The 24,517-nt window shown below is 67.1% G+C and carries 19 protein-coding genes; 10 read left to right on the top strand and 9 right to left on the bottom strand.

Features of this window, described 5'->3' with window-relative positions:
- Positions 1-73 precede the first annotated feature (73 nt).
- Positions 74-547 (top strand): hypothetical protein, encoded by a 474-nt coding sequence (locus ACRY_RS12620; protein ID WP_231295253.1) that lies wholly within the window; start codon positions 74-76, stop codon positions 545-547.
- A gap of 10 nt (positions 548-557) precedes the next feature.
- On the opposite strand, the gene ACRY_RS12625 is transcribed toward ACRY_RS12620, so the two are convergent.
- Positions 558-1,397: an N-acetylmuramoyl-L-alanine amidase family protein gene (locus ACRY_RS12625; RefSeq protein ID WP_007424579.1), complete on the bottom strand. Its 840-nt coding sequence runs from the start codon at positions 1,395-1,397 to the stop codon at positions 558-560.
- Positions 1,398-1,587: 190 nt separating this feature from the next.
- On the opposite strand from ACRY_RS12625, the gene ACRY_RS12630 reads away from it, so the two are divergent.
- Positions 1,588-2,004, top strand: coding sequence for a DUF2177 family protein (locus ACRY_RS12630; RefSeq protein WP_012039762.1), 417 nt, complete (start codon positions 1,588-1,590; stop codon positions 2,002-2,004).
- 6 nt (positions 2,005-2,010) lie between these two features.
- On the opposite strand, the gene ACRY_RS12635 is transcribed toward ACRY_RS12630, so the two are convergent.
- A complete protein-coding gene (locus tag ACRY_RS12635) occupies positions 2,011-3,474 on the bottom strand; it encodes an NADP-dependent isocitrate dehydrogenase (protein WP_007424577.1) in 1,464 nt (487 codons plus the stop codon).
- A gap of 298 nt (positions 3,475-3,772) precedes the next feature.
- On the opposite strand from ACRY_RS12635, the gene ACRY_RS12640 reads away from it, so the two are divergent.
- Positions 3,773-5,242 carry a DHA2 family efflux MFS transporter permease subunit gene (locus tag ACRY_RS12640; RefSeq protein WP_231295419.1) on the top strand — a complete coding sequence of 490 codons (1,470 nt, stop codon included), beginning with the start codon at positions 3,773-3,775 and terminating at the stop codon, positions 5,240-5,242.
- Between the two features lie 19 nt (positions 5,243-5,261).
- On the opposite strand, the gene ispF is transcribed toward ACRY_RS12640, so the two are convergent.
- Positions 5,262-5,780: a 2-C-methyl-D-erythritol 2,4-cyclodiphosphate synthase gene (gene ispF, locus ACRY_RS12645; RefSeq protein ID WP_007424575.1), complete on the bottom strand. Its 519-nt coding sequence runs from the start codon at positions 5,778-5,780 to the stop codon at positions 5,262-5,264.
- A gap of 118 nt (positions 5,781-5,898) precedes the next feature.
- Between ispF and dusB the strand changes: the two genes are divergently transcribed.
- From dusB to ACRY_RS12675, 6 genes are all read left to right on the top strand, one after another.
- Positions 5,899-6,948 (top strand): tRNA dihydrouridine synthase DusB, encoded by a 1,050-nt coding sequence (dusB, locus tag ACRY_RS12650; RefSeq protein ID WP_231295254.1) that lies wholly within the window; start codon positions 5,899-5,901, stop codon positions 6,946-6,948.
- Positions 6,945-8,090: a two-component system sensor histidine kinase NtrB gene (locus tag ACRY_RS12655; protein WP_007424574.1), complete on the top strand. Its 1,146-nt coding sequence runs from the start codon at positions 6,945-6,947 to the stop codon at positions 8,088-8,090. Before dusB ends, ACRY_RS12655 begins: the two co-directional genes overlap by 4 nt.
- Entirely contained in the window at positions 8,087-9,550 is a 1,464-nt protein-coding gene (gene ntrC, locus ACRY_RS12660) for a nitrogen regulation protein NR(I) (protein WP_007424572.1), read from the top strand. The genes ACRY_RS12655 and ntrC overlap by 4 nt, the downstream gene beginning before the upstream one ends.
- A gap of 7 nt (positions 9,551-9,557) precedes the next feature.
- Complete coding sequence (locus ACRY_RS12665; protein WP_012039764.1) at positions 9,558-11,780, top strand: sensor histidine kinase NtrY-like; 2,223 nt, start codon at positions 9,558-9,560, stop codon at positions 11,778-11,780.
- Positions 11,781-11,787: 7 nt separating this feature from the next.
- Positions 11,788-13,185: a sigma-54-dependent transcriptional regulator gene (locus ACRY_RS12670; RefSeq protein ID WP_007424570.1), complete on the top strand. Its 1,398-nt coding sequence runs from the start codon at positions 11,788-11,790 to the stop codon at positions 13,183-13,185.
- Positions 13,186-13,376: 191 nt separating this feature from the next.
- Positions 13,377-15,788: a TonB-dependent receptor gene (locus ACRY_RS12675; protein WP_231295255.1), complete on the top strand. Its 2,412-nt coding sequence runs from the start codon at positions 13,377-13,379 to the stop codon at positions 15,786-15,788.
- Positions 15,789-16,208: 420 nt separating this feature from the next.
- Here ACRY_RS12675 and ssb read toward each other — a convergent pair whose 3' ends face one another.
- The 6 genes from ssb to ACRY_RS12705 form a co-directional block, all read right to left on the bottom strand.
- Positions 16,209-16,694 (bottom strand): single-stranded DNA-binding protein, encoded by a 486-nt coding sequence (ssb, locus tag ACRY_RS12680; RefSeq protein WP_012039766.1) that lies wholly within the window; start codon positions 16,692-16,694, stop codon positions 16,209-16,211.
- 125 nt (positions 16,695-16,819) lie between these two features.
- The gene (cydB, locus tag ACRY_RS12685; RefSeq protein WP_012039767.1) at positions 16,820-17,845 is read right to left on the bottom strand and encodes a cytochrome d ubiquinol oxidase subunit II; all 1,026 of its coding nucleotides are present in this window, start codon (positions 17,843-17,845) and stop codon (positions 16,820-16,822) included.
- A 5-nt stretch (positions 17,846-17,850) separates the two neighbouring features.
- The gene (locus ACRY_RS12690) at positions 17,851-19,269 is read right to left on the bottom strand and encodes a cytochrome ubiquinol oxidase subunit I (RefSeq protein ID WP_012039768.1); all 1,419 of its coding nucleotides are present in this window, start codon (positions 19,267-19,269) and stop codon (positions 17,851-17,853) included.
- On the bottom strand, positions 19,266-19,907 hold the full coding sequence (locus ACRY_RS12695; RefSeq protein WP_012039769.1) for a GbsR/MarR family transcriptional regulator: 642 nt from the start codon (positions 19,905-19,907) through the stop codon (positions 19,266-19,268). Before ACRY_RS12695 ends, ACRY_RS12690 begins: the two co-directional genes overlap by 4 nt.
- Positions 19,908-19,973: 66 nt before the next feature.
- Positions 19,974-20,885 (bottom strand): bestrophin family protein, encoded by a 912-nt coding sequence (locus ACRY_RS12700; protein ID WP_012039770.1) that lies wholly within the window; start codon positions 20,883-20,885, stop codon positions 19,974-19,976.
- A gap of 39 nt (positions 20,886-20,924) precedes the next feature.
- A complete protein-coding gene (locus ACRY_RS12705) occupies positions 20,925-21,857 on the bottom strand; it encodes a LysR family transcriptional regulator (RefSeq protein ID WP_007424563.1) in 933 nt (310 codons plus the stop codon).
- A gap of 323 nt (positions 21,858-22,180) precedes the next feature.
- Between ACRY_RS12705 and ACRY_RS12710 the strand changes: the two genes are divergently transcribed.
- Positions 22,181-24,469, top strand: coding sequence for an FdhF/YdeP family oxidoreductase (locus ACRY_RS12710; RefSeq protein ID WP_012039771.1), 2,289 nt, complete (start codon positions 22,181-22,183; stop codon positions 24,467-24,469).
- Positions 24,470-24,517: the final 48 nt, after the last annotated feature.

A 24,517-nucleotide genomic window follows, 5' to 3' on the forward strand; every position in this document is an offset into this window, starting at 1 on the left:
GCTGGTTGCCTGTTCGACGGGGCAAGGATCGGAACCCGTCGGGCACGCCGCATCAGGACCGCTCTCGGCAACATTGCGCCGCTCTCCCCGCGGGCCGGGAAATTTCCAATATTTTCTCTCCGTCCGGAACAACGGAAGGGTCATCTTTTCAAGTCCTGGTGATCCCGCACAGCTGATCCCGCGCCTTGTCCGGCCGGCCGGCGCGCCGCGCTGGTTTCCGCAGCAGCGCGCGCATCTGGCCGGCATCGCCGTGCTTGGCGGACGGCGCTTCGCGATTGTTGCCGAGCACAACACCGGCGCGGATTGCGGCGAAGGAACCGTTGGGCTCGTCGGTTCACGCGGCGAACTCGTCACGGTCCGGAACCCGTGCGCGCTGGATGTCGCGATCGGGCATGGCGAGGTTCGCCTTGCCGGGCCCTACTACGCGCCGGGTGCGCCCCTCGTCGATCCAACAATCGTCCGCGCCGCGGCGATCCTCACCTTTCGAGGCGGCAAGCCGGTCGAGAGTCCGCCCTATTTCCGGATGCGGACATCATCGCCGCCGTAGGGATATACTCCTACAAGTTTGCGACGGCGTGCTGCCGGGCGAGGAACCAGGCATCGACCGCCGACTTCATCGACTGCGCAACGCGGCGACGGAAGACGGGCGTGCGCAGTTCCGCCTCGTCCTGCGGATTCGACAGGAAGGCCGTCTCGACGAGAACACTCGGAATTGCCGAGGACTGGAGCACCGCGAAGGTTGCGTGGCGGGCCGGATTCGGCAGCAACGGCACATGCTGGCCAAGCGCGCCGACCATTTTCTGCTGCAGAAGATGCGACTCGATCTTGGTGCTGTGCGCCATCAGCGCGAACAGGATTTTTGCCACCTGGGGCGAAACGCCGCGGAAATTGGGGTTCGATATCCGCTCGACGCTGTTCTCCGAACGCGCGATTTTGGCGGCGAGCGCATCGGAGGCATGGTTCGAGAACGTATAGACGCTGGCGCCCCGCACCGCGGGATCGTGCGCCACCGAGTTCGCGTGGATCGAGAGGAAGAGCGCCGCCTTATGCCGCTCGGCAATATCCACCCTCGTCTGCAACGGGATGAAGATATCGCGCGAACGCGTCATCACCACGTCATAGCCGGCACGCTCGAGCGCGTGCCGCAGGTCGTATGCCGTGGAGAGCACGACCGTCTTTTCGTAAATGTCGCCTTGACCGATGCAGCCCGGATCGTGGCCGCCATGACCGGGATCGATGACCACGAGACGCCTGCCGGTGGCCTCGCGCCAGGCGGCCCGGCTCAGGCGCGGCGCAGGGCCGGGAACAGCACGCGCCAGCGCCGACTGCATCCAGAGCGGCAGGGTGATCGTGGCCTTGACCCCCGAATCGAGCAGGAAGCGACGGGAGAGACGCATCGCAAGCCTCCTTTCTGTCAACCTTTAAGACTGGCTTCCGGCATGAAGTGCCACCATGGTATCAGGAATGCACGTTAAATCATTGAGATTGACAGAAGGTTGATCGAGCGGCGGAATCCACCCTATCGCAATGCGGCTTGTGAATGATCGCAAACCGCGCATATCCGCCAGAACGGTCCGGGAGATCCCCATGCGCGCAATCATCGTGTTCTATACGGCCTGCCTGCTGGCGTATCTGCTTCTCGATGCGGTCTGGCTGGGCCTGACCGCGAACGCCATCTATCGCGCCTCTCTCGGGGGCATCATGATCCCGGGGTTCAGGCCTGCGCCAGCCCTTGCCGTCTATCTGCTGCAAGTGCTCGGGCTCACGATGTTCGTGCGGCCGCGCGCCGTCGCGGCCGGCCGGGCCGCAGCCTTTGGATACGGGTTCTGCTTCGGCGTGTTCACCTACGGCCTCTACGACCTTACCAATCTCGCCACCTTGAAATACTGGACTCTCGGGCTGAGCCTGACCGACATTGTCTGGGGTGGTGTGGTTTCCGGTCTCGCCTCGCTGTGCGGCTGGCTGGCGGCACGACGCTTCGTCCGCCAGCGCATCTTCAAATAGCGCCGATCAGCTTTCGCCCTGGGGCCGTTCGAAGGCGTCCTTGCCATCGAACCGTTGCAGCTTCTCGACATGCATCCAGGAATGCTTCTGTCCGATCGCCTTCACGAGGTCGGAAATGCCCTGCGGCCCGTTTCCGGCCGCGGGTTCATTGAGCATGAAGCGGCAATCGAAATGGTCGACGAGGAAGGTCCTGCCGCCGGTCGCCGGCCAGACCTGGACGCCGCGATTCGAGATCGAGTCGAGGCGGAGCGCACTGCCCTCGGCAATGGCGGTGAGGGAGGCGCCCAGCTCGGCCGCGGAAAGGCTGCTTTCCAGAAAGATGTCGACGCCAATCAGTTCGCGGCTTGCGGGCTCCGTATGGGCGGTGCGGTCGGGCCACGCCTTGAGCTCGAGCGGCCGGTAGGCGCGCGACGGGAGATTGCTCGTGCGGCCGAGATTCTCGATGACCTGGCCGACGAACTTGTCGGTGCCGACGCCATGGCCGCGCGGCGAGAGGTCGCCGGTCAGGTTCTCCCCCTCGGCGAGGGTGATGAACAGCGCCTGCTCGATCGTCTCGGCCGTCTCGAAGGCGCCGATATGGCGGAGCATCATGATCGCGGCGGACAGCAGCGCGGTCGGGTTGGCGAGCCCCTTGCCGGCGATGGCCGGCGCCGAGCCGTGCACCGCCTCGAAAATCGCCGCGTGATCGCCGAGATTGGAGGATGGCGCGATGCCGAGGCCACCGACCAGCCCGGCGGCGAGGTCGGAAATGATGTCGCCATTCATGTTCGAGGTCACGATCACGTCGAACTGCTCGGGGGCGATGACGAGCTGATGGGCGCAGTTGTCGATGATGATGTGATCCTGCGCGATATCCGGATAATCGGGACCGACTTCCTCGAAGACGCGCTTCATCATGCCCTCGGTGAGCTTCATGATGTTCGCCTTGGTGGCACAGGTCAGCTTCCGGCGGTCCTCCGCCTGGGCAAGGCCGAAGGCGGCGCGGATGATGCGCTCGCAGCCCGGCCGCGTCATCAGCTTGAGGCACTGGGCGACATCCGGAGTCTGCATGTGCTCGATGCCGGCATAGACGTCCTCCACGTTCTCGCGGACGATGACCATGTCGATCCCGCGCCCGGTGAACGGCGTCTTCACCCCGGGCAGCTCGCGGACCGGGCGGATATTGGCATAGAGCTCGAAATGCTTGCGCAGGGTGACGTTGGCCGACTTGTTGCCGTAGCCGACCGGCGTTTCCAGCGGCCCCTTGAGGGCGATGCGGTTGCGCGCGATGGAATCGAGGGTTTCGCGCGGCGCGCCGGAGGCGATGCCCTTCCTGAACACGGCGGCGCCGGCTTCGGCAACCTCCCACTCGACCGGCGCTTCGGCGGCCTCGAAGATGCGGCGCGTCGCCTCGAAGACTTCGGGGCCGATCCCATCGCCCGGCAGGGCGGTGACAAGGGTCTTGGCGAGGGCGGGCGAGGTTGCGATCATCGTTGATCCCCCATGGTCTGGTTGTGATTGCGCGTATACGCCTGCCGGTCCGCCGATGCTACCGCAGCGCAACAAATGGCAGCCCCGACGGAATGCCGGGATCCTTGCACGAAACGGTTAACGAAATCTGCGCCAGGCTGGCGCATGTTCCCGTTTTCGCAGGGCTGAACCCCGCCGCGCCATCTGGACATGGACGGCGGCTTTTCTATTTTCGGGCAGTATGTCTGTCTCATCATCCACACGCGAACTTGATGCCCGCTCGCGCGCGGGCCGGAAGAACGAGGTCGCCCTGGTGCCGATGACGATCGGCGCCTGCCTCGGCCTTGCCGCGGGCTCATTCTGCGGCGGCTCGCTGCAGAGCATCTACCCCTATGTCGCCGGCCGGCTGGCGACCAGCAGCGATCACGCGCTGTGGACGCTCACCTACTTCCTCATTCACTGGGCCCTCGGCATCGCGCTGATGCCCTGGTTCGCCCGCAAGCTCGGCTTCAAGCGACTGTTCCTCGCCAGCATGATCATGCTGGCGATCGGCGCGGGGATGGGAATCCTGTCCCATTCGCTGATGACGATGCTGGTCGCGCGCGGCGTGCAGGGCATTTCGTCCGGCCTGCTGGTGCCGCTGGTGCAGACGCTGCTGCTGCGCCATTTCCCGAAGCGCCATCACACGCTGGCGACGGCGCTCTGGAGCAATTCGATGCTGGTGCCGTTCTTCTTCGGCCCGGCCTTCGGCGGCTGGCTGGCGGTGAATTACGACTGGATCGACCTGTTCTGGCTGGTCATCCCCTTCGCCCTGCTCGCCTTCGTGCTGATCCGCGTCTCCCTGCCGGAAGACCGCCCGACGGCGCCGCCGCCGCCCTTCGATCTTGTCGGCCTCGCCCTGCTCTGGCTCGGGCTGATCGCGCTGCAGATCGTGCTGAACCAGGGCGAGCAGTTCGGCTGGTTCGGCTCGCCCTTCATCCAACGCTACACGGTCGCCGCGATCCTGTTGCTCGGCTGCTTCATCATCTGGGAACTGACGAGCGAGGCGCCGCTGCTCGAACTGCGCTTCGTGACCAACCGGAATTTCGGGTTCGGCCTGCTGCTGCTGTGCCTCGGCTGGTCGATCTTCGTCGGCTGGAGTTCGATCCTCCCGCTCTGGACCGAGGTCGATCTCGGCTACAATGGCTGGTGGGGCGGCGTGTTGCTGATCCCGCTGGCGCTGACCGCGATCCCGGTGGCCTCCGCCATGGGGCGCATCGCCCGGCATGTCAGCCTGCGCATGCTCGCGGCACTGTGTTTCCTGCTTTTCGCGATCGCCTTCGCGATGGCGGTCTACAATCCCGAGATCGGCCTCGCGGCGACGGTGCCGAGCGAATTGCTGCAAGGCATTGCCGTGGGCATGCTGTTCGTGCCGCTCACGATGATCATCCTGTCGGAGATCCCGGCGGACGATCTGGCCGCGGCCTCGACGACGAGCAATTTCATCCGCCTTGCCAGCGACATCGTCGGGGTCACCATGTTGCAGACGCTATGGCAGCGGCACACCGAATCCGTCGCGGCGCTGACCCGCAGCGCCATGAGCGAGTCGCTGGTTCGCCAAGCGCTCGCCCACGCGCGGCAGGACGGCATGTCCCACGCGCAGACCATGGCGATGATCGCCGGCCGGTTGCAACTCGATGCGAGCACCTGGAGCCTCGACGACGCGCTCCGTCTCTCCGCCTGGATCTGCCTCGGGGCCGCGGCGGTCTCGCTTGTCGTGCTCAAGAAGCCTCGCCCGCAGGGCGGCTAGCCCCGCAGGCCGTTCCCGCTCACGCGGCGAACGGCATCAGCAGCAGCACCGCGGCCTGGGCGGCGATCCCCTCGCCCCGACCGGTGAAGCCGAGGCGTTCCGAGGTCGTCGCCTTCACGGACACACGATCGAGCGGCACGCCGGCAAGCCCGGCCACGCGGGTGCGCATCGCCAGCGCATGCGGGGTGATTTTGGGGCGCTCGCAGATGATGGTGATGTCGATATTCGCGATCGCCCCGCCCTTTTCCGCGACGAGGCCCGCGGCATGCCGCAGGAAGCGCGCCGAATCGGCATCCTTCCACGTCGCTTCGGAGGGCGGGAAATGCCGGCCGATATCGCCCTCGGCCATCGCGCCGTAGATCGCATCGCAGAGCGCATGCAGCGCCACATCGGCGTCGGAATGCCCGGCGAGCCCCTTTTCGTGCGGCACCTCGATGCCGCACAGCATCAGTTTCCGTCCCTCGGCCAGCACATGCACGTCGTAGCCGGTGCCCACGCGGGGCAGCGCGCCGCTGGCGAGAAGGGTCTTGATATCCATGGGCCGGGTTCTCCAGTTGGCTTGCGGGCACAATGTGCGCGGGAACAGCGCGGCTTTGGCAACTGGACGATTGCGCGTCAATGCCCGGGCCTGTAGTGCTTAATTCATGGGCAACGAGATGAGAAGCTTCCCGAAATTGCACCCGATCCGGCTCAAGGCGCCGGGCGGCGCCGCGCGCGACGTGACGATCGAGACGCCGGTGATCCTGGCGCCGATGTCCGGCGTCACCGACCTGCCGTTCCGGCGGCTGGTCAAGTCGATGGGTGCCGGGCTCGTGGTGTCGGAGATGATCGCCTCCTGGGCGATGATCCGCGAGAACGCGGCGACACTTCGCATGGCCTCGGTCGACGAGGGCACGGGGCCGAACTCGGTTCAGCTCGCCGGCTGCGACCCGGCTGCGATGGCGGAAGCCGCGCGCATCGCCGTCGCCGGCGGCGCCGATCTGGTCGACATCAATTTCGGCTGCCCGGTGAAGAAGGTGGCGGTGGGACAGATGGCAGGCTCGGCGCTGATGCGCGACGAGGTGCAGGCCGGCCGCATCCTCGAAGCCACGGCGAAGGCGGTCGACGTGCCGGTGACGCTGAAGATGCGCATGGGCTGGGACCGGCAGAGCCTGAACGCCCCCACCCTCGCGCGGATCGCCCAGGAAAGCGGCATCGCCATGGTCACGGTGCATGGCCGCACCCGCCAGCAATTCTACGAAGGCACGGCGGACTGGGATTTCATCGCCTCGGTGAAGGCGGCCGTCGCCATCCCCGTGATCGCCAACGGCGACATCACGACCGAGGACGAGGCCGAGGAAGCGCTGCGCCGCTCGCAGGCCGACGGCGTGATGATCGGCCGCGGCGCCTACGGACGCCCCTGGTTTCTCGCCCAGGTGGCGCGGTATCTCGCCACCGGCCAGAAGCTGCCGGCGCCGGACCTGGAAATGCGGCGCGATGTGCTCATCGGCCATTACCGCGCGATGCGGGCGCATTACGGCGAACAGCCCGGGCTGCGTGTGGCGCGCAAGCATATCGGGTGGTATGTGCGCGGCCTGCCGGGCGCCGCCGAATTCCGTGCGGCCGTCAACCGGCAAGACGATTCCGCCGCCGTCGAGGCGATGATCCACGACATCTACGCGCGGGCGATGGGCGAGACGGACGCACCGGTGCAGGCGGCCGCATGAGCGGCCTGCGCGGCGCATTCCGGCGCCGGGGGGCGGTGACGAGGCAGCCGGAACCGCCGATCGATTCCCGCCAGTTGCTGGCGGCGCTGCCTCTCGCCGTCATCGAACTCGACGCGGACGACCGGTTCCTCTTCGCGAATTACGCGGCGGAGGAAATGTTCGGCTCGTCGCAGGCCTTCCTTGCCGGCAAGCCGCTGCACGAATTCATCCCGGCCGACCATCCCATCTTCATCCTGCTCGACCGCGCCCGACGCGACGAAGCGCCGATCGCCGAACACGACCTCGTGCTCGAAGGCCCGCGCTTCGCCCGGCGCGGCGTGTCGATGCAGGTTGCCGCGATCGTGGATGCGCCGGGCCATCTCGCGGTCACGATGCAGGACAGTTCGGCCGCCCGGGCGCTCGACCAGCAGCTTTCGGCCCGCAACGCGGCCCGCAGCATCACCGGCATGGCCGCCGTTCTCGCGCACGAGGTGAAGAATCCCTTGTCGGGCATCCGCGGCGCCGCGCAGCTGCTCGAGGCCAACGCGGCGCCCGAGGACCGCGAACTCGCCGTGCTGATCCGCGACGAGGTCGACCGCATCCGCGAACTCGTCGAACGCATCGAGGTGTTCAGCGACAAGCCGATCGATGTGACGGCCGTAAACATTCACCGGGTGCTCGAGCATGTCAGGCGCCTGGCCCAGTCCGGCTTCGGCGCGCGGATCCGCTTCGTCGAGGCCTATGATCCGTCACTGCCGCCGGTGCTCGGCAATCGCGACCAGCTCGTCCAGGTTCTGCTGAACCTCATGAAGAACGCGGCCGAGGCGATCAGCGAGACGGAACGGCCGGATGGCGAGATCACGCTGGCCACCGGCTTCCAGCATGGCGTGCGGCTCGCCGCCTCCCCTGCCCGCGGCCAGCGCAACCTGCCGATCTTCATTTCCGTGCGCGACAACGGCGCGGGAATCCCCGAGGATATCCGCCGCCACCTCTTCGAGCCCTTCGTCAGCACCAAGGCGGCCGGCTCCGGCCTCGGCCTCGCGCTGGTCGCCAAGATCGTGGCCGATCACGGCGGGCTCATCAATGTCGACAGCCGGCCCGGCCGCACCGAATTCCGTATCCATCTGCCGCAGTTCGAAGATCGCGCCGAGGGCCCGCCATGACCACCCTGCCGACCATCCTGATCGCCGATGACGACCGCTCGATCCGCACGGTGCTGACCCAGGCGCTCGGACGTTCGGGATACCAGGTCCGCACCACCTCCTCCGCCGCAACGCTCTGGCGCTGGGTCGAGGATGGCGAGGGCGACCTCGTCATCACCGATGTGGTGATGCCCGACGAAAACGGGCTCGACCTCGTTCCCCGGATCAAGCGCATCCGGCCGGAAATGCCGGTGCTGGTGATGAGCGCGCAGTCGACCATCCTGACGGCCGTGCAGTCCACCCAGCGGGGCGCCTTCGAATATCTCCCGAAGCCGTTCGATCTCGGCGAGCTGCTCGCAATCGTCGATCGCGCCCTGAAGCAGCCGGCGATGCAGGCGCCGGCCGAACCTTCCGGCGCGCCGGAGGACAATCTCCCGCTGATCGGCCGTTCGGCCGCCATGCAGGAGATCTACCGCGTCATCGCCCGGCTGACGACGACCGACCTCACCGTGATGATCACCGGCGAATCGGGCTCGGGCAAGGAACTCGTCGCCCGCGCCCTGCACGATTACGGACGCCGGCGGCAGGGGCCGTTCGTTGCGATCAACATGGCCGCCATCCCGCGCGAACTGATCGAAAGCGAGCTGTTCGGCCACGAGCGCGGCGCCTTCACCGGCGCCGCCAACCGGCATGTCGGCCGCTTCGAGCAGGCCGCCGGCGGGACGCTGTTCCTCGACGAGATCGGCGACATGCCGCCGGAGGCGCAGACCCGCCTGCTGCGTGTCTTGCAGGAAGGCGAGTTCACGACGGTCGGCGGCCGCCAGCCGATCCGCGCGAATGCCCGCATCGTCGCCGCGACCCATCGCGACCTGCGGGTGCTGATCCGCTCGGGCCAGTTCCGCGAAGACCTGTTCTACCGCCTCAATGTCGTGCCGATCCGCCTGCCATCCCTGCGCGAACGGCCGGGCGACATTCCGCTGCTCGCGCAGCATTTCCTGAACCGCGCGCAAGCCGAAGGGTTGCCATCCAAGACCCTTGCCCCCGAGGCCATGGTCCGGCTGTCGCAGTATCGCTGGCCGGGCAATGTGCGCGAACTGGAAAACCTGATGCGCCGCCTGTCCGCGCTGGTGCCGCAGTCGACGATCAGCGAGGAGATCATCGAGGCTGAACTTTCCGATCGCGCGATCGAGGATGCCCCACCCCCTGCCGGGGCCGAGCCGCCGCCGGATACGCCGCAGGCGCTTGAGCGCGTCATCGAGCGGCATGTCGCCCGGCTGATGACCGAGGCGCGCGAAGCGGGCGAGGACGGCGTGCTCTACGACCGCGTGCTCGCCGCCTTCGAGGCGCCGCTGATCCGCCTCGTGCTCGGGGAGACGCGCGGCAACCAGATTCGCGCCGCGGCCCTGCTCGGCCTCAACCGCAACACGCTGCGCAAGAAGATCCGAGAGCACGAAATCGGCGTCACGCGCCGGGTGGGCTGAGGGCAACGTGGAACCGCAGGCCGAACTTCTGAAACTGCCGACGAGGCCGCGCCGGAGCGGACCGCTGGATTTCCTGCTTGGCCGGGTCTCGACCCTGATCCTGGCGACCCTCGCCCTGCTGCTCGGAATCGGTTCGTTCGCCTATCTCGCCGGCGGCATCAAGCTCGAATTGCATTCGGGTGCGGCCGTCGGCCTCGCGATCGGCGACATCGCGATCCTCCTGCTGCTGATCACCGTGCTGGTGGCGAGCGTCACGCGGGTGCTGATGGAAAGCCGCCGCGGCGCGGCGGGCGCGCGGCTGCATGTGCGGCTCGTGCTGCTGTTCGGCGGCGTGGCTGCGGTGCCGGCCATCCTGGTCGCGATCTTCGCCGCCGTGTTCTTCAATCTCGGCATCCAGGCCTGGTTCAACCAGCGGGTGCGCACGGCGCTGGCCGAAAGCCAGCAGGTGGCCGAGGGATATCTCGACGCCAAGAAGAACAGCATCCGGCTCGATGCCCTGGCCATCGCCAACCAGCTCAACCAGAACGGGCCGATCTTCTTCGGCAATCCGCAGAACTTCTTCGATCAGGGCTTCCTGAACGTGCTGGTCGCGCAGACCGCCCTGCACGGCCTGACCCAGTCGGCGATATTCGAGCCCCTGACCAACAAGGTGGTCGCCTCGGCCGGGCTGTTCTCCTCGGAAGGCGTGACGCTGCCCCCCGACCGCATCATCGCCGAAGCGGAGAAGCACCAGGTCGCGGTATGGAGCACGCCCAACTCCATGCTCGAGCGCGCCGTCGTCGAACTGGAGGCGACGCCGACGCTCATGCTGATGGTCGAGCGGCCGATCGACCCGTCCATCCTCGCCCATGTCGACCGCACCCGCCAGGCCGTTGCCGAATACAACCGGCTCGAACACCATCGCGCCCAGTTCGAGCTGTTCTTCGCGCTGATCTTCGCGACCGTCGCCCTGCTGGTGCTCTCCGGCGCCTCGCTGATCGGGCTGCTGTTCGCCAACCAGATCGCCCGGCCGATCTCCTACCTGATCGAGGCGGCCGAGCGGGTTCGCGGCGGCGACTATCATGTCCGCGTGCCGGAAGGCGACACGGGAGACGACGTCGCCGGGCTGTCCCGGGCCTTCAACCGCATGACCGGGCAGATCGCCGAGCAACGCGCCGAACTGATGAACGCCTACGGCCAGATCGACGAACGCCGCCGCTTCACCGAAACGGTGCTGGCCGGCGTTTCGGCCGGCGTGATCGGCCTCGACCCGCGAGGGCGGATCGAATTGCCGAATCGCGCGGCGTCGGAACTGCTCGGCATCGACCTGCTGAACCATCTCGGAGGAGAGCTGGCCGGAATCGTGCCGGATTTCGCCCCGCTGCTCGATCAGGCGCGGGACAATCCGAGCCGGCCGGCGACCGGGGAGGTCGACTATGCGAAGGGTTCCGAGCGGCGCGTGTTCCTGGTCCGGATCGGCGCTGACCTGAAGGGCGAGCGGCCGACCGGCTTTGTCGTCACCTTCGATGACATCACCGAACTGCAATCCGCCCAGCGCAAGGCCGCCTGGGCCGACGTGGCGCGGCGGATCGCCCATGAGATCAAGAACCCCCTGACCCCGATCCAGCTTTCCGCCGAACGGCTGAAACGGCGCTTCGCCCGGGAAATCACCTCGGACAAGGACAGTTTCACCCAATGCGCCGACACGATCGTGCGCCATGTCGGCGACATCGGCCGAATGGTGGACGAGTTCTCCGCCTTCGCGCGGATGCCGCAGCCGATCATCAAGCCCGAAGACCTCGGCCGGATCGCGCGCGAGGCCGTGATCCTGCAACGCGCGGCACATCCTGGAATCGAGTGGTCGGTCGAATGCCCCGATCCCGCGCCGCGCGCCGCGTGCGACGCGCGGCTGATCGGCCAGGCACTGACGAACCTGTTGCAGAATGCCGCGGATGCCATCGCGATGCGCCCGGACAATGCCGGGCGCGAAGCGGCCCGGGGCCATGTGAGGCTGCGGATCGACCCGCATGGCGATGAATTCCGCCTGGCGGTGACGGATGACGGAATCGGGTTGCCGGTGCAGGATCGCACAAGGCTTGCGGAACCATATATAACGCAGAAGCCGAAGGGCACCGGCCTCGGCCTCGCCATCGTGCGCAAGATCATGGAAGATCACCACGGCAGGCTCGAGCTTGCCGACCGCGAGGACGGGCCGGGCGCCACCGTAACGCTGGTGCTGAAGGCGGGTTAGGAGACAAATGTCCGAGATTCTGATCATCGATGACGAACCCGACATCCGGCTTCTGGTCGAGGCCATCCTGCAGGATGAAGGCTACACGACACGCAATGCCGGCAATTCGGATGAGGCGCTCGCCGCCTTTCGGGACCGCCGGCCGTCGCTCGTCGTGCTGGATGTGTGGCTGCAGAATTCCCCGCTCGACGGGATCGACCTGCTGAAGGTGATGAAGGCCGAGGCGGAAGACGTCCCCGTGGTCATCATCTCCGGCCATGGCACGATCGAGATGGCGGTGAACGCGATCCAGCACGGTGCCTACGACTTCATCGAAAAGCCCTTCAAGTCCGACCGCCTGCTCCTGGTGATCCAGCGGGCCCTGGAAGCCGCCCGCCTTGCCGCGGAAAACGCCGAACTCCGCTTGCGGGCCGGCACGGAAACGAACCTGACGGGCGAGAGCGCCGCGGTCACCGGCCTGCGCCATGCGATCGAGAAGGTCGCGCCCACCGGCTCGCGCGTGCTGCTTTCGGGCGCGGCGGGATCGGGAAAGGAAGTGGTGGCGCGGATGATCCATGCGCGCTCGAAACGCGCCGACCAGCCTTTCGTGGTGCTGAACTGCGCGACCCTCGCCCCCGAGCGATTCGAGGTGGAGCTTTTCGGCACCGAGGCCAGCGCCGATCCCAAGGCGCCGCCGCGGCGTGCGGGCGTGTTGGAACGCGCGCATGGCGGCACGCTCCTGCTTGACGAAATCGCCGACATGCCGCTGGAAACGCAGGGCAAGATCGTTCGCGTGCTGCAAGACCAGAGCTTCGAGCGCATCGGCGGTTCGACGCGGGTGAAGGTGGACGTGCGGATCATCGCGAGTACCGCGCGCGACCTGCAAACCGCGATCGGAGCCGGCAAGTTCAGGCAGGATCTCTATTATCGGCTCGCGGTGGTTCCGCTGCGCGTCCCGTCGCTACGGGAACGACGCGAGGACATCCCCGCGCTCGCGCGGCATTTTCTCAACCGCGCGGCCGAAACCTCGGGCCTGCCGCTGCGCTCCCTGTCCTCGGAAGCGCTGGCGGCGTTGCAGGTGCATGACTGGCCAGGCAATGTGCGCCAGTTGCGCAACGTGATGGACTGGCTGATGATCATGCATCCCGGCGAGTCCGGCGAACCGTTCCGCGCAGAGCATCTGCCCGCGGAGATCGGCGCGCACGCCCCCCGCGCGCTGGCGATCGATCCGCTTGCCGACATCATGGCCCTGCCCCTGCGCGAGGCACGGGACGTTTTCGAAACCCAGTATCTGCAGGCGCAATTGCTGAGGTTCGGCGGCAATATCAGCAGGACCGCCCATTTCGTCGGCATGGAGCGCAGCGCGCTGCATCGCAAGCTGAAACAGCTCGGCATCGGTGCGGAAGACCGTTCCAGCGGCGGATGAGAGGGCGGGCTCGCCTCACGATCTTATTCCCCGGCGCGCGGTCGATTCGGGATTTTTTCCCGATACACCACTTGCAGTTTAAGATAAATATTCGACGATAAGCATTTGTAGCTGGCTCAGCCGCGGAGGAAACAGGGATGGAAAAGCGGGATTTCCCGAGCGGCGGAATACGCTCGTTTTCATTTTGCGCCATGGCCGTATCGGCCGGTCTGGCGGCAAGTGCCGGCATCGCCGACGGGCAGGTCGTCCCGCCGGCCCAGAACCCGATCGTGGTCGCGCCGGCAGCCGGTGCCGAAACGCCGCCGGCCAAGGCCGCATCATCGAAATCCCCGATCGGGATCCGGACGATCCGCGTCAATGTGGCGCCGCTTGGCGGCGCCGAGATCAATGCAGGAAAATGGCCGGCGGCGATCCAGCAGTTCGGCAGCAGGCAGATCAACCGGAACGGCAACCCGAGCGTGGTTTCGGCGCTGGACCGCTCCGCCTCGGGCGTGAACCTGCAGAACAGCCAGGCCAATCCGTATCAGCCGGACATCATTTATCACGGGTTCACGCTCTCGCCGATCCAGGGAACGCCGGAGGGCATCAGCGTCTACGTGAACGGCGCCCGGTTCAACGTGCCGTTCGGCGACCTCGCGCTATGGAGCGTGCTGCCCCAGGTCGCCATCCGGTCCATCAGCGTGCAGGACGCCAACCCGTTATTCGGCCTCAACGCCCTTGGCGGCGCGCTCGACGTTCAGATGAAGAACGGCTTCACCTATCATGGCGCGGAGGTCGAGGCCTCGGGCGGATCGTTCGGCACGTTCCGCGGCAACGCGCAATACGGCGTGCAGCACGGCAACGTGGCCGCCTACGCCGCGATCCAGGGAGCGCGGAGTTCAGGCTGGCGCGATGCGCAATCCTCGGCGCTCGAAAGCTTCTACGGCGATCTTGGCTGGCGCGGGCCCGGCGCGGAATTGCACGTCAACGCCACGCTGGGACATTCGTTCCTGAACGGCCCGGCCGCGACGCCCGTTCAGCTCCTCGCCGTCAACCCGAATGCCGAATATACCGGCCCCAATTCCATCGAGGACAAATACGCCAAGCTGTCAGCCACGCTGACGGACCGGATCAATGCCAGGACATCGCTGCAGGCGGTTCTGTACTACGACAATCTCTGGGAGCATCTGATCAACGGCAACGGGCCGAACGATCTTCCCTGCGGCGCCGGCCCGTATGGCGGCGACATGTGTCAGGGCGGTTCCAACACGCCCGCCACGCTCGCCGGTGGCGGCTATGTCCCGTATTATGCGTCTCCGACCGGCCGTTACGGATCGCTCGCCGTCAACACCACCAACACAAACGGCTATGGCGCCTCGCTGCAGCTCACCCGCAAGCAGCGCGTGTTCGGACTGCGAAACCACATTGTCGCCGGCGTCAGCTTCGACGGAGGTTTCACGAACTACACGGCGGCAAGTTACGACGGCATTCTCAATGCCGAGCGCAACTATGCGCCGCCGCCGGGGATCGCCTATCCGGGCTACAAATCGGACGAGGCGGGAGCCGTTCCCGTCGGAATCGTGGTGCGCAACGCGTATTACGGCCTCTACCTGCTCGACACGCTGGACCTCACCAGACGATTGACCCTGACGCTCGGCGGCCGGTTCAACATCGCGAACATCGCCCTGCACAATCACAATCCGCCGGATCAATATGTCGGCGGGCAGGGGCTCAACGCGCGGCACTATTACAAGCACTTCAATCCGGATATCGGCTTCGCCTACAAGCTGACGCCGCTCGCCACGCTCTATGGCAGCTATTCGGAGGCGAACGCGGTGCCGACACCTGCGGAACTGTCCTGTGCGTCCCCCACCGCTTCGTGCACGCTGGCGAACTTCATCGCGACGGATCCGAACCTGAAACAGGTCGTTGCCCACACGTTCGAAGCCGGTCTGCGCGGCGCCTTCCTGGTGCCGGACAATGGCACGCTAACCTATAACGTCGATTACTATCATGCCGTCGCAAACAACGACATCGAGTTTCTCCAGTCGCCCTATCTCGGCCAATATACGGGATATTTTGCCAATATCGGCAGCGTTCTGCGACAGGGCGTCGATCTGGCGCTGAAGCTCAACGAACGGCGCTGGGACGCGTATTTCACCTACTCGCGCATTCAGGCCACTTACCAGAGCGGCTTTCTGGTCAGTTCGCACAATCCCTCGGCGGTCGGCGGCGTCATCACTGTCCAGCCAGGCGACTTCCTGCCCGCCATTCCGAAAAACATCTTTAAGTTCGGCGCCGACTACAAGATCACGCCACAATGGACGGTCGGACTGGCTGGCAACGCGCAGACCTATACCTATCTGCACGGCGACCAGTCCAATCAACAGCCGCCGTTGCCTGGCTTTGTGACGCTGAATTTCAACACGAGCTACAAGGTGACGCCTCGCGTCACCGTGTTTGGCGAGGTCGACAACCTCACTGACGCCAAATATTACGAGTTCGGCGGATTCTCCAGCCCCGCCGGCGAGGCGCTGACCCTCGGTTCCGGCTATAACAATCCCCGGGCCTATTCGGTCGCGGCGCCAATCGGGGGGTATGCCGGTGTCCGTGTCAAATTCTGATGCGCCGGCCGTCGAATATCGAAAGTGCGCGGCCCAGCGACCGATGCGGACCTGGAGTGACCCCCCTGGGCTCGACCACGGAGGTTTATTCGAACCGGAACATCATCCGGTCAGACGGCTCCATCTGACCGGATCAGGATGCTCTGGTGATCAACATGATAGAGCACGACATCCGATCCGACAGGATCGGAAAGTGCCCTAGTGTCCCGAATCTGAAATCCATCGGATTTCAGATTCAAAGTGGACACTGGGAAAAACAATAGTTTAGTGGCCTGCTTGTCCCTGAAATTCACCCACGAATTTCAGGGGCAGGACACTAGAGCATCATCCGATCAGATGGAGTCATCTGATCGGATAAAGATGCTCTGTTTATCAATATGATAGAGCACTACATCCGATCCGAAAGGATCGGAAAGTGCTCTAGAACGGAATTTCGTCGTCGAGTTCGCCGCCGCCGGCCCGCCCGGCATCCCATCCGCCGGCACGCGGCGCACCGCCGCCGCCGGAGGGCCGCGATGCCGGGCGCGGCATGTCGTCACCGCCCGCCCCGGCGCCAGCACGGTCGAGCAGCACCAGCTCGGCGCCGATCCGGCCCAACATGATTTCGGTGGTGTATTTCTCCTGGCCCGACTGGTCGGTCCATTTGCGGGTCTGCAACTTGCCCTCGAGATAGATCTTCGAGCCCTTCTTCAGGAAGCGCTCCGCCACGTCGGCCAGCCGGTCGTTCATGATGACGACGCGGTGCCACTCGGTGCGCTCCTGCCGCTCGCCGCTCATCTTGTCGTTCCAGGTTTCCGAGGTCGCGACCGCGAGATTGACGATCTTCATGCCGGACTGGGTCGTCCGCATTTCAGGATCCCGCCCGAGATTTCCAACCAGGATCACCTTGTTCACACTACCCGCCATCGTCTTCCCCTTTGCATCCGGAACCGCGCGGCAGCGAGTGGCTGCCTGCGGCTATGGTATCAACACGGCTTGGACATGCTGTCCAGCCATCCCGCCGGTCCGGTGGCGGACCGGCGGGAGCGGGCTCAATGATCGAACGCCGCGTGATCAACCTTGCCGTGGAAGATGGTGTAGGCAAAGGCGTTGTAGGCGATGATGACCGGAATGAGGACGACCGCGCCGACAAGCAGGAATTCCTGCGAGCCGACGGGGGATGCGGCCTGCCAGATCGTCACGCCGGGCGGGATGATGTGCGGGAACAGCGAGAAGCCGAGGCCGAGAAAGCTGGCGAGGAACAGGCCGAGCGCGCAGAGGAAGGCGGTGCTGTCATGCACCGCGCCGCCGTGGCGCAGGGCGCGGAACAGGAAGAAGGCCAGCGCCGCCACCGCGAGCGGGGCGAGGCCGGTGACGGCGAGGCCCGGCCAGGTGAACCAGCGCACGGCATAGGCGTGGTCGAGCAGCGGGGTCCAGACGCTGACGGCGAGGATGCCCGCGAGCATCCCCACCGTGAGCCGGGCGGCTTCGCGGCGCATCCGCAGCTGCAGCCCGCCCTCGGTGCGCCAGACCAGCCAGGCGGCGCCGAGCAGCGCGTAGCCGCAGACCACCGCAAGGCCGGTGAACACCGAGAAGGCGGAGAACCAGGCGAAGGGCCCGCCGGCGAACTGGCCGCCGGCGACCTTGGTGCCGTGCAGCACGGCGCCGAGGATCGCCCCCTGGCAGAAGGCGGCGATGACCGAGCCGAACCAGAACCCGTAATCCCAGCTGAGCCGGTGCCGCTCGGTATGGGCGCGGAAGCGGAACTCGAAGGCGACGCCGCGCAGGATGAGGCCGATCAGCATGGTGATCACCAGCGGGTAGACCGCCGGCAGGATCACGCTGTAGGCCTCGGGGAAGGCGCCGTAGAGGCCGGAGCCGCCGAGCACGAGCCAGGTTTCGTTGCCATCCCAGACCGGGGCGATGGAATTGACCATGATGTCCCGCTCGGCGCGGCTGCGCTCGGCCGCGAACAGGATGCCGACGCCGAGATCGAACCCGTCGAGCACGACATAGGCGAAGATCACGAAGGCCATGATGCAGCCCCAGATGATCGGCAGGGTATGGGCGTTGAGCATGGCCATCACTCCGCCGGGCTCGGGGCCGGCGCGGGATCGTGCAGGCGGTGCGGGCCGTGGCTGCGCAGCGGCTTGTCGTCGCGCAGCGGCGGTTCGCCCACCGTCGGCTCATGCGCCATCAGGCCGAGCACGTAGCGGATGCCGACGCCGAAGACGAGCGTGTAGAGCACGATGATGATGCCGAACGACCAGACGATCTCGCCCAGGGTGAGCGGCGAGGCGCTCTGCACCGTGCGCAGCACGCCATAGACCGTCCAGGGCTGGCGGCCGGTTTCGGTGACCACCCAGCCGGCGATGATGGTGAGGAAGCCGGCCGGGCCCATCGCCACCGCGAAGCGCTTGAACCAGGCGTTCTCGTAGAGCCGGCCGCCGCGGCGCAGGGCCAGCGCGCCGAGGGCGAGCACCAGCATCAGCGACCACAGCCCGACCATGACGCGGAAGCCCCAGAAGGTGGGGATCAGCACCGGCCAGTCGGACTTCGGAAAGGCATCCAGCCCCTGCACCACGCCATGCAGCTTGTGGGTGATGATCAGCGAGCCGAGATCGGGGATCTTCACGTCATAGAGCAGGCGGCCGAGGCTGCGGCTCGGCCAGCCGAACAGGTGCAGCGCCTGGCCGGCGCGGGTGTGGAAGTCGCCCTCCATCGCGGCGAGCTTCAGCGGCTGGTCGGTCATCGTCGCCCGGCCGGATTCGTCGCCGACGAAGCCCTGCACCGGCACGGCGATGGTCAGCAGCCACATCGCCATCGAGAACATCAGCCGGCTGACCGGATTCTTCGGGTTGCGCAGCAGGTGGAACGCGCCGACCGCGCCGACGGCGAGCGCCGTCGCGATGAAGGCGGCGAGCACCATGTGCAGCCACATATAGGGGAAGGTCGGGTTGAAGATGATGGCGAGCCAGTTCTTCGGGATGAAGGCGCCATCCGGGGCAAGGGCGTAGCCGCGCGGCGTCTGCATCCACGAATTCGCGGCGAGGATCCACGAGGCCGAGATCAGCGTGCCGATCGAGACCAGCGCGGTCGCCGCGAAATGCAGCTTCGGGCCGACGCGCGACATCCCGAACAGCATGATGCCGAGGAAGCCGGCCTCGAGGAAGAAGGCCGACATCGTCTCCCAGGCGAGCAGCGGCCCGAGGATCGGCCCGACCTTGGCCGAATAGCCCGCCCAGTTGGCGCCCACCTCGTAGGCCATCACCAGGCCGGAGACGACGCCGATCGCGAAGATGACGGCGAAGATCTTCAGCCAGTAGCGGTAGGCGTCGAGATAGACCGGGCGCTTGGTGACCAGCCACATCAGCTCGAGCACCGCGAGATAGGCGGCGAGCCCGATCGAGAAGGCCGGGAACATGATGTGAAAGGCGATGGTGAACCCGAACTGGGCGCGCGCGAGCACGAGCGCCAGTCCGCCGGCATGCAAGCTTGTCATTCTCTGTCCGTATCGTCGTTGTTGTGGTTGTCGTCGGCGCCGGCGAGGGTGTCGGCTTCGGTGGTCTCGGGCCGGGAGCGGCCAGCCTTGCCGCGCCCGAGCAGCGGCAGACGGTTCTTCAGTTCCAGCAGCGCGACCACGCGGCCGCCGAGGCGGAGGAGCTGGACCAGATCCTTGTTGTCGAGCTTCTGCACGTCTTCCGACCAGCGCATCAGCAGCTCGATCAGGTCGTGCATCTCGGCGAGGCGGCGCTGGGCGCGGCGGTCCGCCTCCGAGCGGGGGGCCTCCATCAGCAGGTCGCGCAGCACGGTGAGCGTGGGGTCGATCTCGCGGCGGCGCCGCTCCTCGGCGAGGGTGCGGACGATCTGCCAGATATCGTCGGGGGTGGAGAAATGCTCCCGCCGGTCACCCGGCAGATGCTGCAGCCGCACCAGGCGCCAGGATTGCAGCTCCTTCAACCCCATCGACACGTTCGAGCGCGAGAAGCCCAGGGTTTCGGCGATCTCGTCGGCCGGCAGCGGGCGGTCGGAGACATAAAGCAACGCATAGATCTGCCCCACCGTGCGGTTGATGCCCCAATGGCTGCCCATTTCGCCGAAATGCAGCACGAAGGCCTCGGTGAGGGGGGATAACGGCATTGCCTGAACTTTCAGAAATTTCTGAAATCCAAGTAGACATTGATCCAGCCCTGTCAAGGCGGGCGGTCAGGTCAGGACGTGATCGACCGGCAGGAGCGGCGGCGGCAGGTCGGCCGCGCCGAGCGCCTCGAGCACCCCGATCTCGATCGTCCGCACGAAGGCGTTGAGCGGCAGCGCGTTCTGCGACAGCGCGAAAGGCTCCTCGAGCTCGTCGCCAAGCGCATCGAGGCCGAAGAACGCATAGGCCAGGATCACGGTGACGACGGGGGTCGCAAGGCCAAGGGTCTGCACGAAGCCGAAGGGGAGGAAGATGCAGAACAGCCATGCGGTGCGGTGCAGCAGCAGGGAATAGGTGAAGGGTGGCGGCGTGGCCCGCAGCCGCTCGCACGCGGCCTGGATGCCGGTCATCGCGGCAATCCGCTCGGCGAGGATGCGGTAGAGCATGTCGCTCAGCCTTCCGGCCGCGACCAGGGCGGCGAGTTCGCCCGAAAGCCGGCGCAGCGCGGCATCGGGCCGGTTCTGCCGGCCGGCCAGCCAGTCCCGCTCGGCGGGCGCGATCCAGTCTTCCCACCCCGCCCCCGCCTCGCCGCGCAGATGGTCGCGCAGCAGATGGGCGAAGGCGACGATGCGGCCGCCGAGGCGATGCGCCAGCGCCGCGTCCTCCGGCAGGAGCGCGCCGACCTCCCTGATCAGGGCGCGCGATTCCGCGATCAGCGCGCCCCATTGCCGCCGCCCCTCCCACCACCGGTCGTAGCAGGCGCTGTTGCGGAAGCCGAGAAAGATCGAAAGGGCGAGGCCGAGCAGGGTGAAGGGCAGCGTCGCCAACGGCCAGCGCGGGAGCGGATAGGCGGCATGGGCGAGCGTCACGCCGAGCGCGAGGACAAAGACGGCCAGCAGCCGCGGCGCGACGCGCAGCAGGATCGATCCGCGCAGGGTGGTCAGCAGGGTCAGCGTATCGGCACGATCGCGGACGATCATCGCGGGCTTTGTCCTTTGTGCGGTTGACGGGGGCGGCATTCAGCCGGTGCCGGCATCCCAGTAGGGCGGGCGGCCGAACCTGGTCTCGATGAAATCGAGAAAGGCGCGCACCTTGGGGGAAATCCGCGCATGCGGCGGATAGATGCCATAGATCCCGCCGGGCCGGGTCGAGATCATCGAGAACCAGTCCGGCAGCAGGCGGACCAGCCGGCCGCGCGCGATATCCTCGCCGACCAGCCAGACCGGCAGCAGGGCGATGCCGACGCCGGCGAGTGCCGCGTCGAGCAGCGCCTCGGAATCATCCGAGCGGAGGATGCCGGCGATCGGCACCTCCTCCTCCGGCTCGCCCGCCTCGGTGCCGCGGCGGAAGAACCAGCGGTCGGTCGGCTGCAGCGTGTAGATCAGCGCGTTGTGCCGCAGCAGGTCGCGCGGCGCGGCGAGCGGCGGGGCGCCGGCGAGATAGGACGGGCTCGCGCAGACGACGCGGCGGTGGCCGGCGAGCTTGCGGGCGATCAGCGTCGAGTCGATCAGCGGGCCGATGCGGATGGCGAGGTCGGCGCCGCTGGCCAGCAGGTCCATCCGCACGTCGGTGAAGGAGAGTTCGAGCCTGAGGCCGGGATAGAGCTTCAGGAAGTCGGGAATGAAGGGCACGACATGGCGGCGGCCGAAGGCGCCGGGCAGGTTGAGCCGCAGCAGTCCCTGCGGCCGCGCCTGCATCGCCGCGACCGAATCGCGCGCCTCGTCGAGATTGCGGAGGATGGCCTGCACCTGGGCATAGAACTGCTCGCCCGGCTCGGTGAGGTGCAGGCGGCGGGTCGAGCGGTGGAACAGGGCGACGCCGAGATCCGCCTCGAGCGCGGCGACGGCGCGCGAGACGGTCGAGACCTTGGCCCCCTGCGCCTCGGCCGCCTTCGAGAAACTGCCAAGCTCGACCGCGCGGCCGAACAGGCGCAGGGCTCCCAGGTAATCCACGTTCCGACCTCCGGCAGGGGCGGCGCCCGCACGCGGCGCCGGTGCCCTGATGTCGACCATACGCCGCCGCGCCGCAAGGGGCGGCGGGGCCGCGCGCCCTGCCCCGCCCTGCACAGGAGTTTTGCCGCCCGAGGGGTTGCGGAGGCCGGCCCGCGGCGTCACGTGCGGGACGCGCCCGGCATCCGGGCCGGCGCGGCCAGCCTGGAGCGTCACCCGCCCGGATGGAATCGTCCGGTCCGGTAACGATGCTTTAATTGTCAATATCATAGAGCACGGCATCCGGTCCGGGAGGATCGGAAGGCGCTCTAGCGGAGATGCTGCCCATGACCACCCGACGTCGCATCGTGCCCGATCACAACCTGAAGGGAATCCGGCGCTATGACGCGCCGGCCGGCGGCTGGGGCGCGCTGCGCGCCACCGCCAAGGCGATCCGCACCCAGATGGATGCCGGCGACGCCGCCCGCCTGCTGCTGCGCACCAACAAGCCCACCGGGTTCGACTGCCCCGGCTGCGCCTGGCCGGACAAGGAACACACCTCGACCTTCCAGTTCTGCGAGAACGGCGCCAAGGCGGTGACCTGGGAAGCGACGCGCAAGCGCGTCGGCCCCGATTTCTTCGCCGCCCACACGGTCAGCGAGTTGCTCGGCTGGTCGGACCACGCGCTGGAGGATGCCGGGCGGCTCACCCACCCGCTGGCCTACGACCATGAGAGCGACACCTATCGCGAGATCGGCTGGGACGACGCCTTCGCCCGCATCGGCGCGGTGCTGCGCGCCCTGCCCGACCCCGACATGGTGGAGTTCTACACCTCCGGCCGCGCCTCGAACGAGGCGGCGTTCCTCTACCAGCTCTTCGCCCGCGAATACGGCACCAACAATTTCCCCGACTGCTCGAACATGTGCCACGAGGCCACCAGCGTCGGGCTGCCGCAGTCGATCGGGTTCGGCAAGGGCACCGTCTCGCTCGACGATTTCGACCATTGCGACCTGATCATCGCGATGGGCCACAATCCCGGCACCAACCATCCGCGGATGATGGGCACGCTGCACGAGGTCGCGCGCCGCGGGGTGCCGATCATCGTGTTCAACCCAATGCGCGAGCGGGCGCTGGAACGCTTCGCCGACCCGCAGAACGCGGTCGAGATGGCGACGCGGGGGGCGACGCCGATCGCCTCGACCTACCTCAAGGTGCGGGTCGGCGGCGATGCCGCGGCACTCTCGGGCATCATGAAGGCGCTGCTCGAACTCGATGCCGAGGCGGGGCCGGACGCCGGCATCCTCGATCGGGCGTTCATCGCGGCGCACACGAACGGGTTCGAGGATCTCGCCGCCGACCTGCGGGCGACGCCGTGGGAGCGGATCGAGGCGGCGAGCGGGCTCTCGCGCGCCGATCTCGCCACCGTGGCCGGGCATTACGCGCGGGCGAAATCGACCATCGTCACCTACGGCATGGGCATCACCCAGCACGCGACCGGCACGCAGAATGTGCGGCAGATCGCCAACCTGCTGCTGCTGCGCGGGAATTTCGGCCGGCCGGGTGCCGGGATCTGCCCGCTCCGGGGCCATTCCAACGTGCAGGGCGACCGCACCGTGGGGATCACCGAGAAGCCGGGCGAGGCGATGCTGGAGCGGATCGCGCAGCGCTTCGGCTTCACCCCGCCGCGCGCCCACGGGCATGACGCGGTCGCTGCGATGGAGGCGATGCTGCGCGGCGACTCCCGCGCGCTGATCGCCCTCGGCGGCAACCTCGCCATCGCCATGCCGGATACCGAGGCCTGCGCCGCGGCGATGCGGCGGCTCGATCTCGCCGTGCATGTCGCCACCAAGCTCAACCGCTCGCACCTGCTGATCGGCCGGGAATCGATCATCCTGCCCTGCCTCGGCCGCACCGAGGAGGATATCCAGGAGAGCGGGCCGCAGGTCATCACCGTCGAGGACTCGATGTCGATGGTGCATGCCTCGGCCGGCAAGCTCGCGCCGGCCTCGCCACTGCTGCGCTCGGAGCCGGCGATCGTCGCCGGCATCGCCATGGCCACCCTCCCCGACAGCACCGTGCCCTGGCGCGAGATGGTGGCCGATTACAGCCTGATCCGCGAGGCGATCGAGGCGGTGTTCCCCGAATTCGCCGATTTCAACGCGCGGATCGCCGTGCCGGGCGGCTTCCGCCTGCCGATCCCGCCGGCCGAGCGCGTCTGGCGCACCGCCTCGGGCCGCGCCGAGTTCATGCCGCCGGCCGGTGCCGGCGCGGCGCAGGCCCCCCTGCTGCTGACCACGATCCGCAGCCATGACCAGTACAACACCACGATCTACGGGATGGACGACCGCTATCGCGGCGTGTTCGGCCGGCGCGACGTCGTGTTCATGAACCGCGCGGACATGGCGCGGCTCGGCATCGAGCATGGCGGGCGGATCGACGTCGCCCATGCCGAGGACGGGGCGCATCGCCTCGCCGGGTTCACCGCCATCGAATACGACATCGCGGAAGGCTCGGTCGCCGCCTATTACCCGGAGGCCAACGTGCTGATGCCGCTGGCCTGGCACGACCGGCAGAGCGGCACGCCGACCTACAAGTCGGTGCCGGTGACGGTGGCGCCGCTCGCCGCCGGGGAATAGCGGGGCCTCGCTGTCCGGTCGGGTGGACCCATCCGGCCGGAACGTCCC

It is taken from the genome of Acidiphilium cryptum JF-5 (assembly GCF_000016725.1).
GTDB lineage: Bacteria > Pseudomonadota > Alphaproteobacteria > Acetobacterales > Acetobacteraceae > Acidiphilium > Acidiphilium multivorum.

What these genes read in the sequence shown, in the direction of transcription:
- ACRY_RS12675 (WP_231295255.1), top strand. Translation starts at nt 13,377, where the DNA reads ATGGCCGTATCGGCCGGTCTGGCGGCAAGTGCCGGCATCGCCGACGGG.
- ssb (WP_012039766.1), bottom strand. Translation starts at nt 16,694, where the DNA reads ATGGCGGGTAGTGTGAACAAGGTGATCCTGGTTGGAAATCTCGGGCGG.
- ACRY_RS12700 (WP_012039770.1), bottom strand. Translation starts at nt 20,885, where the DNA reads ATGATCGTCCGCGATCGTGCCGATACGCTGACCCTGCTGACCACCCTG.
- ACRY_RS12670 (WP_007424570.1), top strand. Translation starts at nt 11,788, where the DNA reads ATGTCCGAGATTCTGATCATCGATGACGAACCCGACATCCGGCTTCTG.
- ACRY_RS12625 (WP_007424579.1), bottom strand. Translation starts at nt 1,397, where the DNA reads ATGCGTCTCTCCCGTCGCTTCCTGCTCGATTCGGGGGTCAAGGCCACG.
- dusB (WP_231295254.1), top strand. Translation starts at nt 5,899, where the DNA reads ATGAGAAGCTTCCCGAAATTGCACCCGATCCGGCTCAAGGCGCCGGGC.
- ntrC (WP_007424572.1), top strand. Translation starts at nt 8,087, where the DNA reads ATGACCACCCTGCCGACCATCCTGATCGCCGATGACGACCGCTCGATC.
- ACRY_RS12710 (WP_012039771.1), top strand. Translation starts at nt 22,181, where the DNA reads ATGACCACCCGACGTCGCATCGTGCCCGATCACAACCTGAAGGGAATC.
- ACRY_RS12690 (WP_012039768.1), bottom strand. Translation starts at nt 19,269, where the DNA reads ATGACAAGCTTGCATGCCGGCGGACTGGCGCTCGTGCTCGCGCGCGCC.
- ACRY_RS12630 (WP_012039762.1), top strand. Translation starts at nt 1,588, where the DNA reads ATGCGCGCAATCATCGTGTTCTATACGGCCTGCCTGCTGGCGTATCTG.
- ispF (WP_007424575.1), bottom strand. Translation starts at nt 5,780, where the DNA reads ATGGATATCAAGACCCTTCTCGCCAGCGGCGCGCTGCCCCGCGTGGGC.
- cydB (WP_012039767.1), bottom strand. Translation starts at nt 17,845, where the DNA reads ATGCTCAACGCCCATACCCTGCCGATCATCTGGGGCTGCATCATGGCC.
- ACRY_RS12655 (WP_007424574.1), top strand. Translation starts at nt 6,945, where the DNA reads ATGAGCGGCCTGCGCGGCGCATTCCGGCGCCGGGGGGCGGTGACGAGG.
- ACRY_RS12635 (WP_007424577.1), bottom strand. Translation starts at nt 3,474, where the DNA reads ATGATCGCAACCTCGCCCGCCCTCGCCAAGACCCTTGTCACCGCCCTG.
- ACRY_RS12640 (WP_231295419.1), top strand. Translation starts at nt 3,773, where the DNA reads ATGACGATCGGCGCCTGCCTCGGCCTTGCCGCGGGCTCATTCTGCGGC.
- ACRY_RS12695 (WP_012039769.1), bottom strand. Translation starts at nt 19,907, where the DNA reads ATGCCGTTATCCCCCCTCACCGAGGCCTTCGTGCTGCATTTCGGCGAA.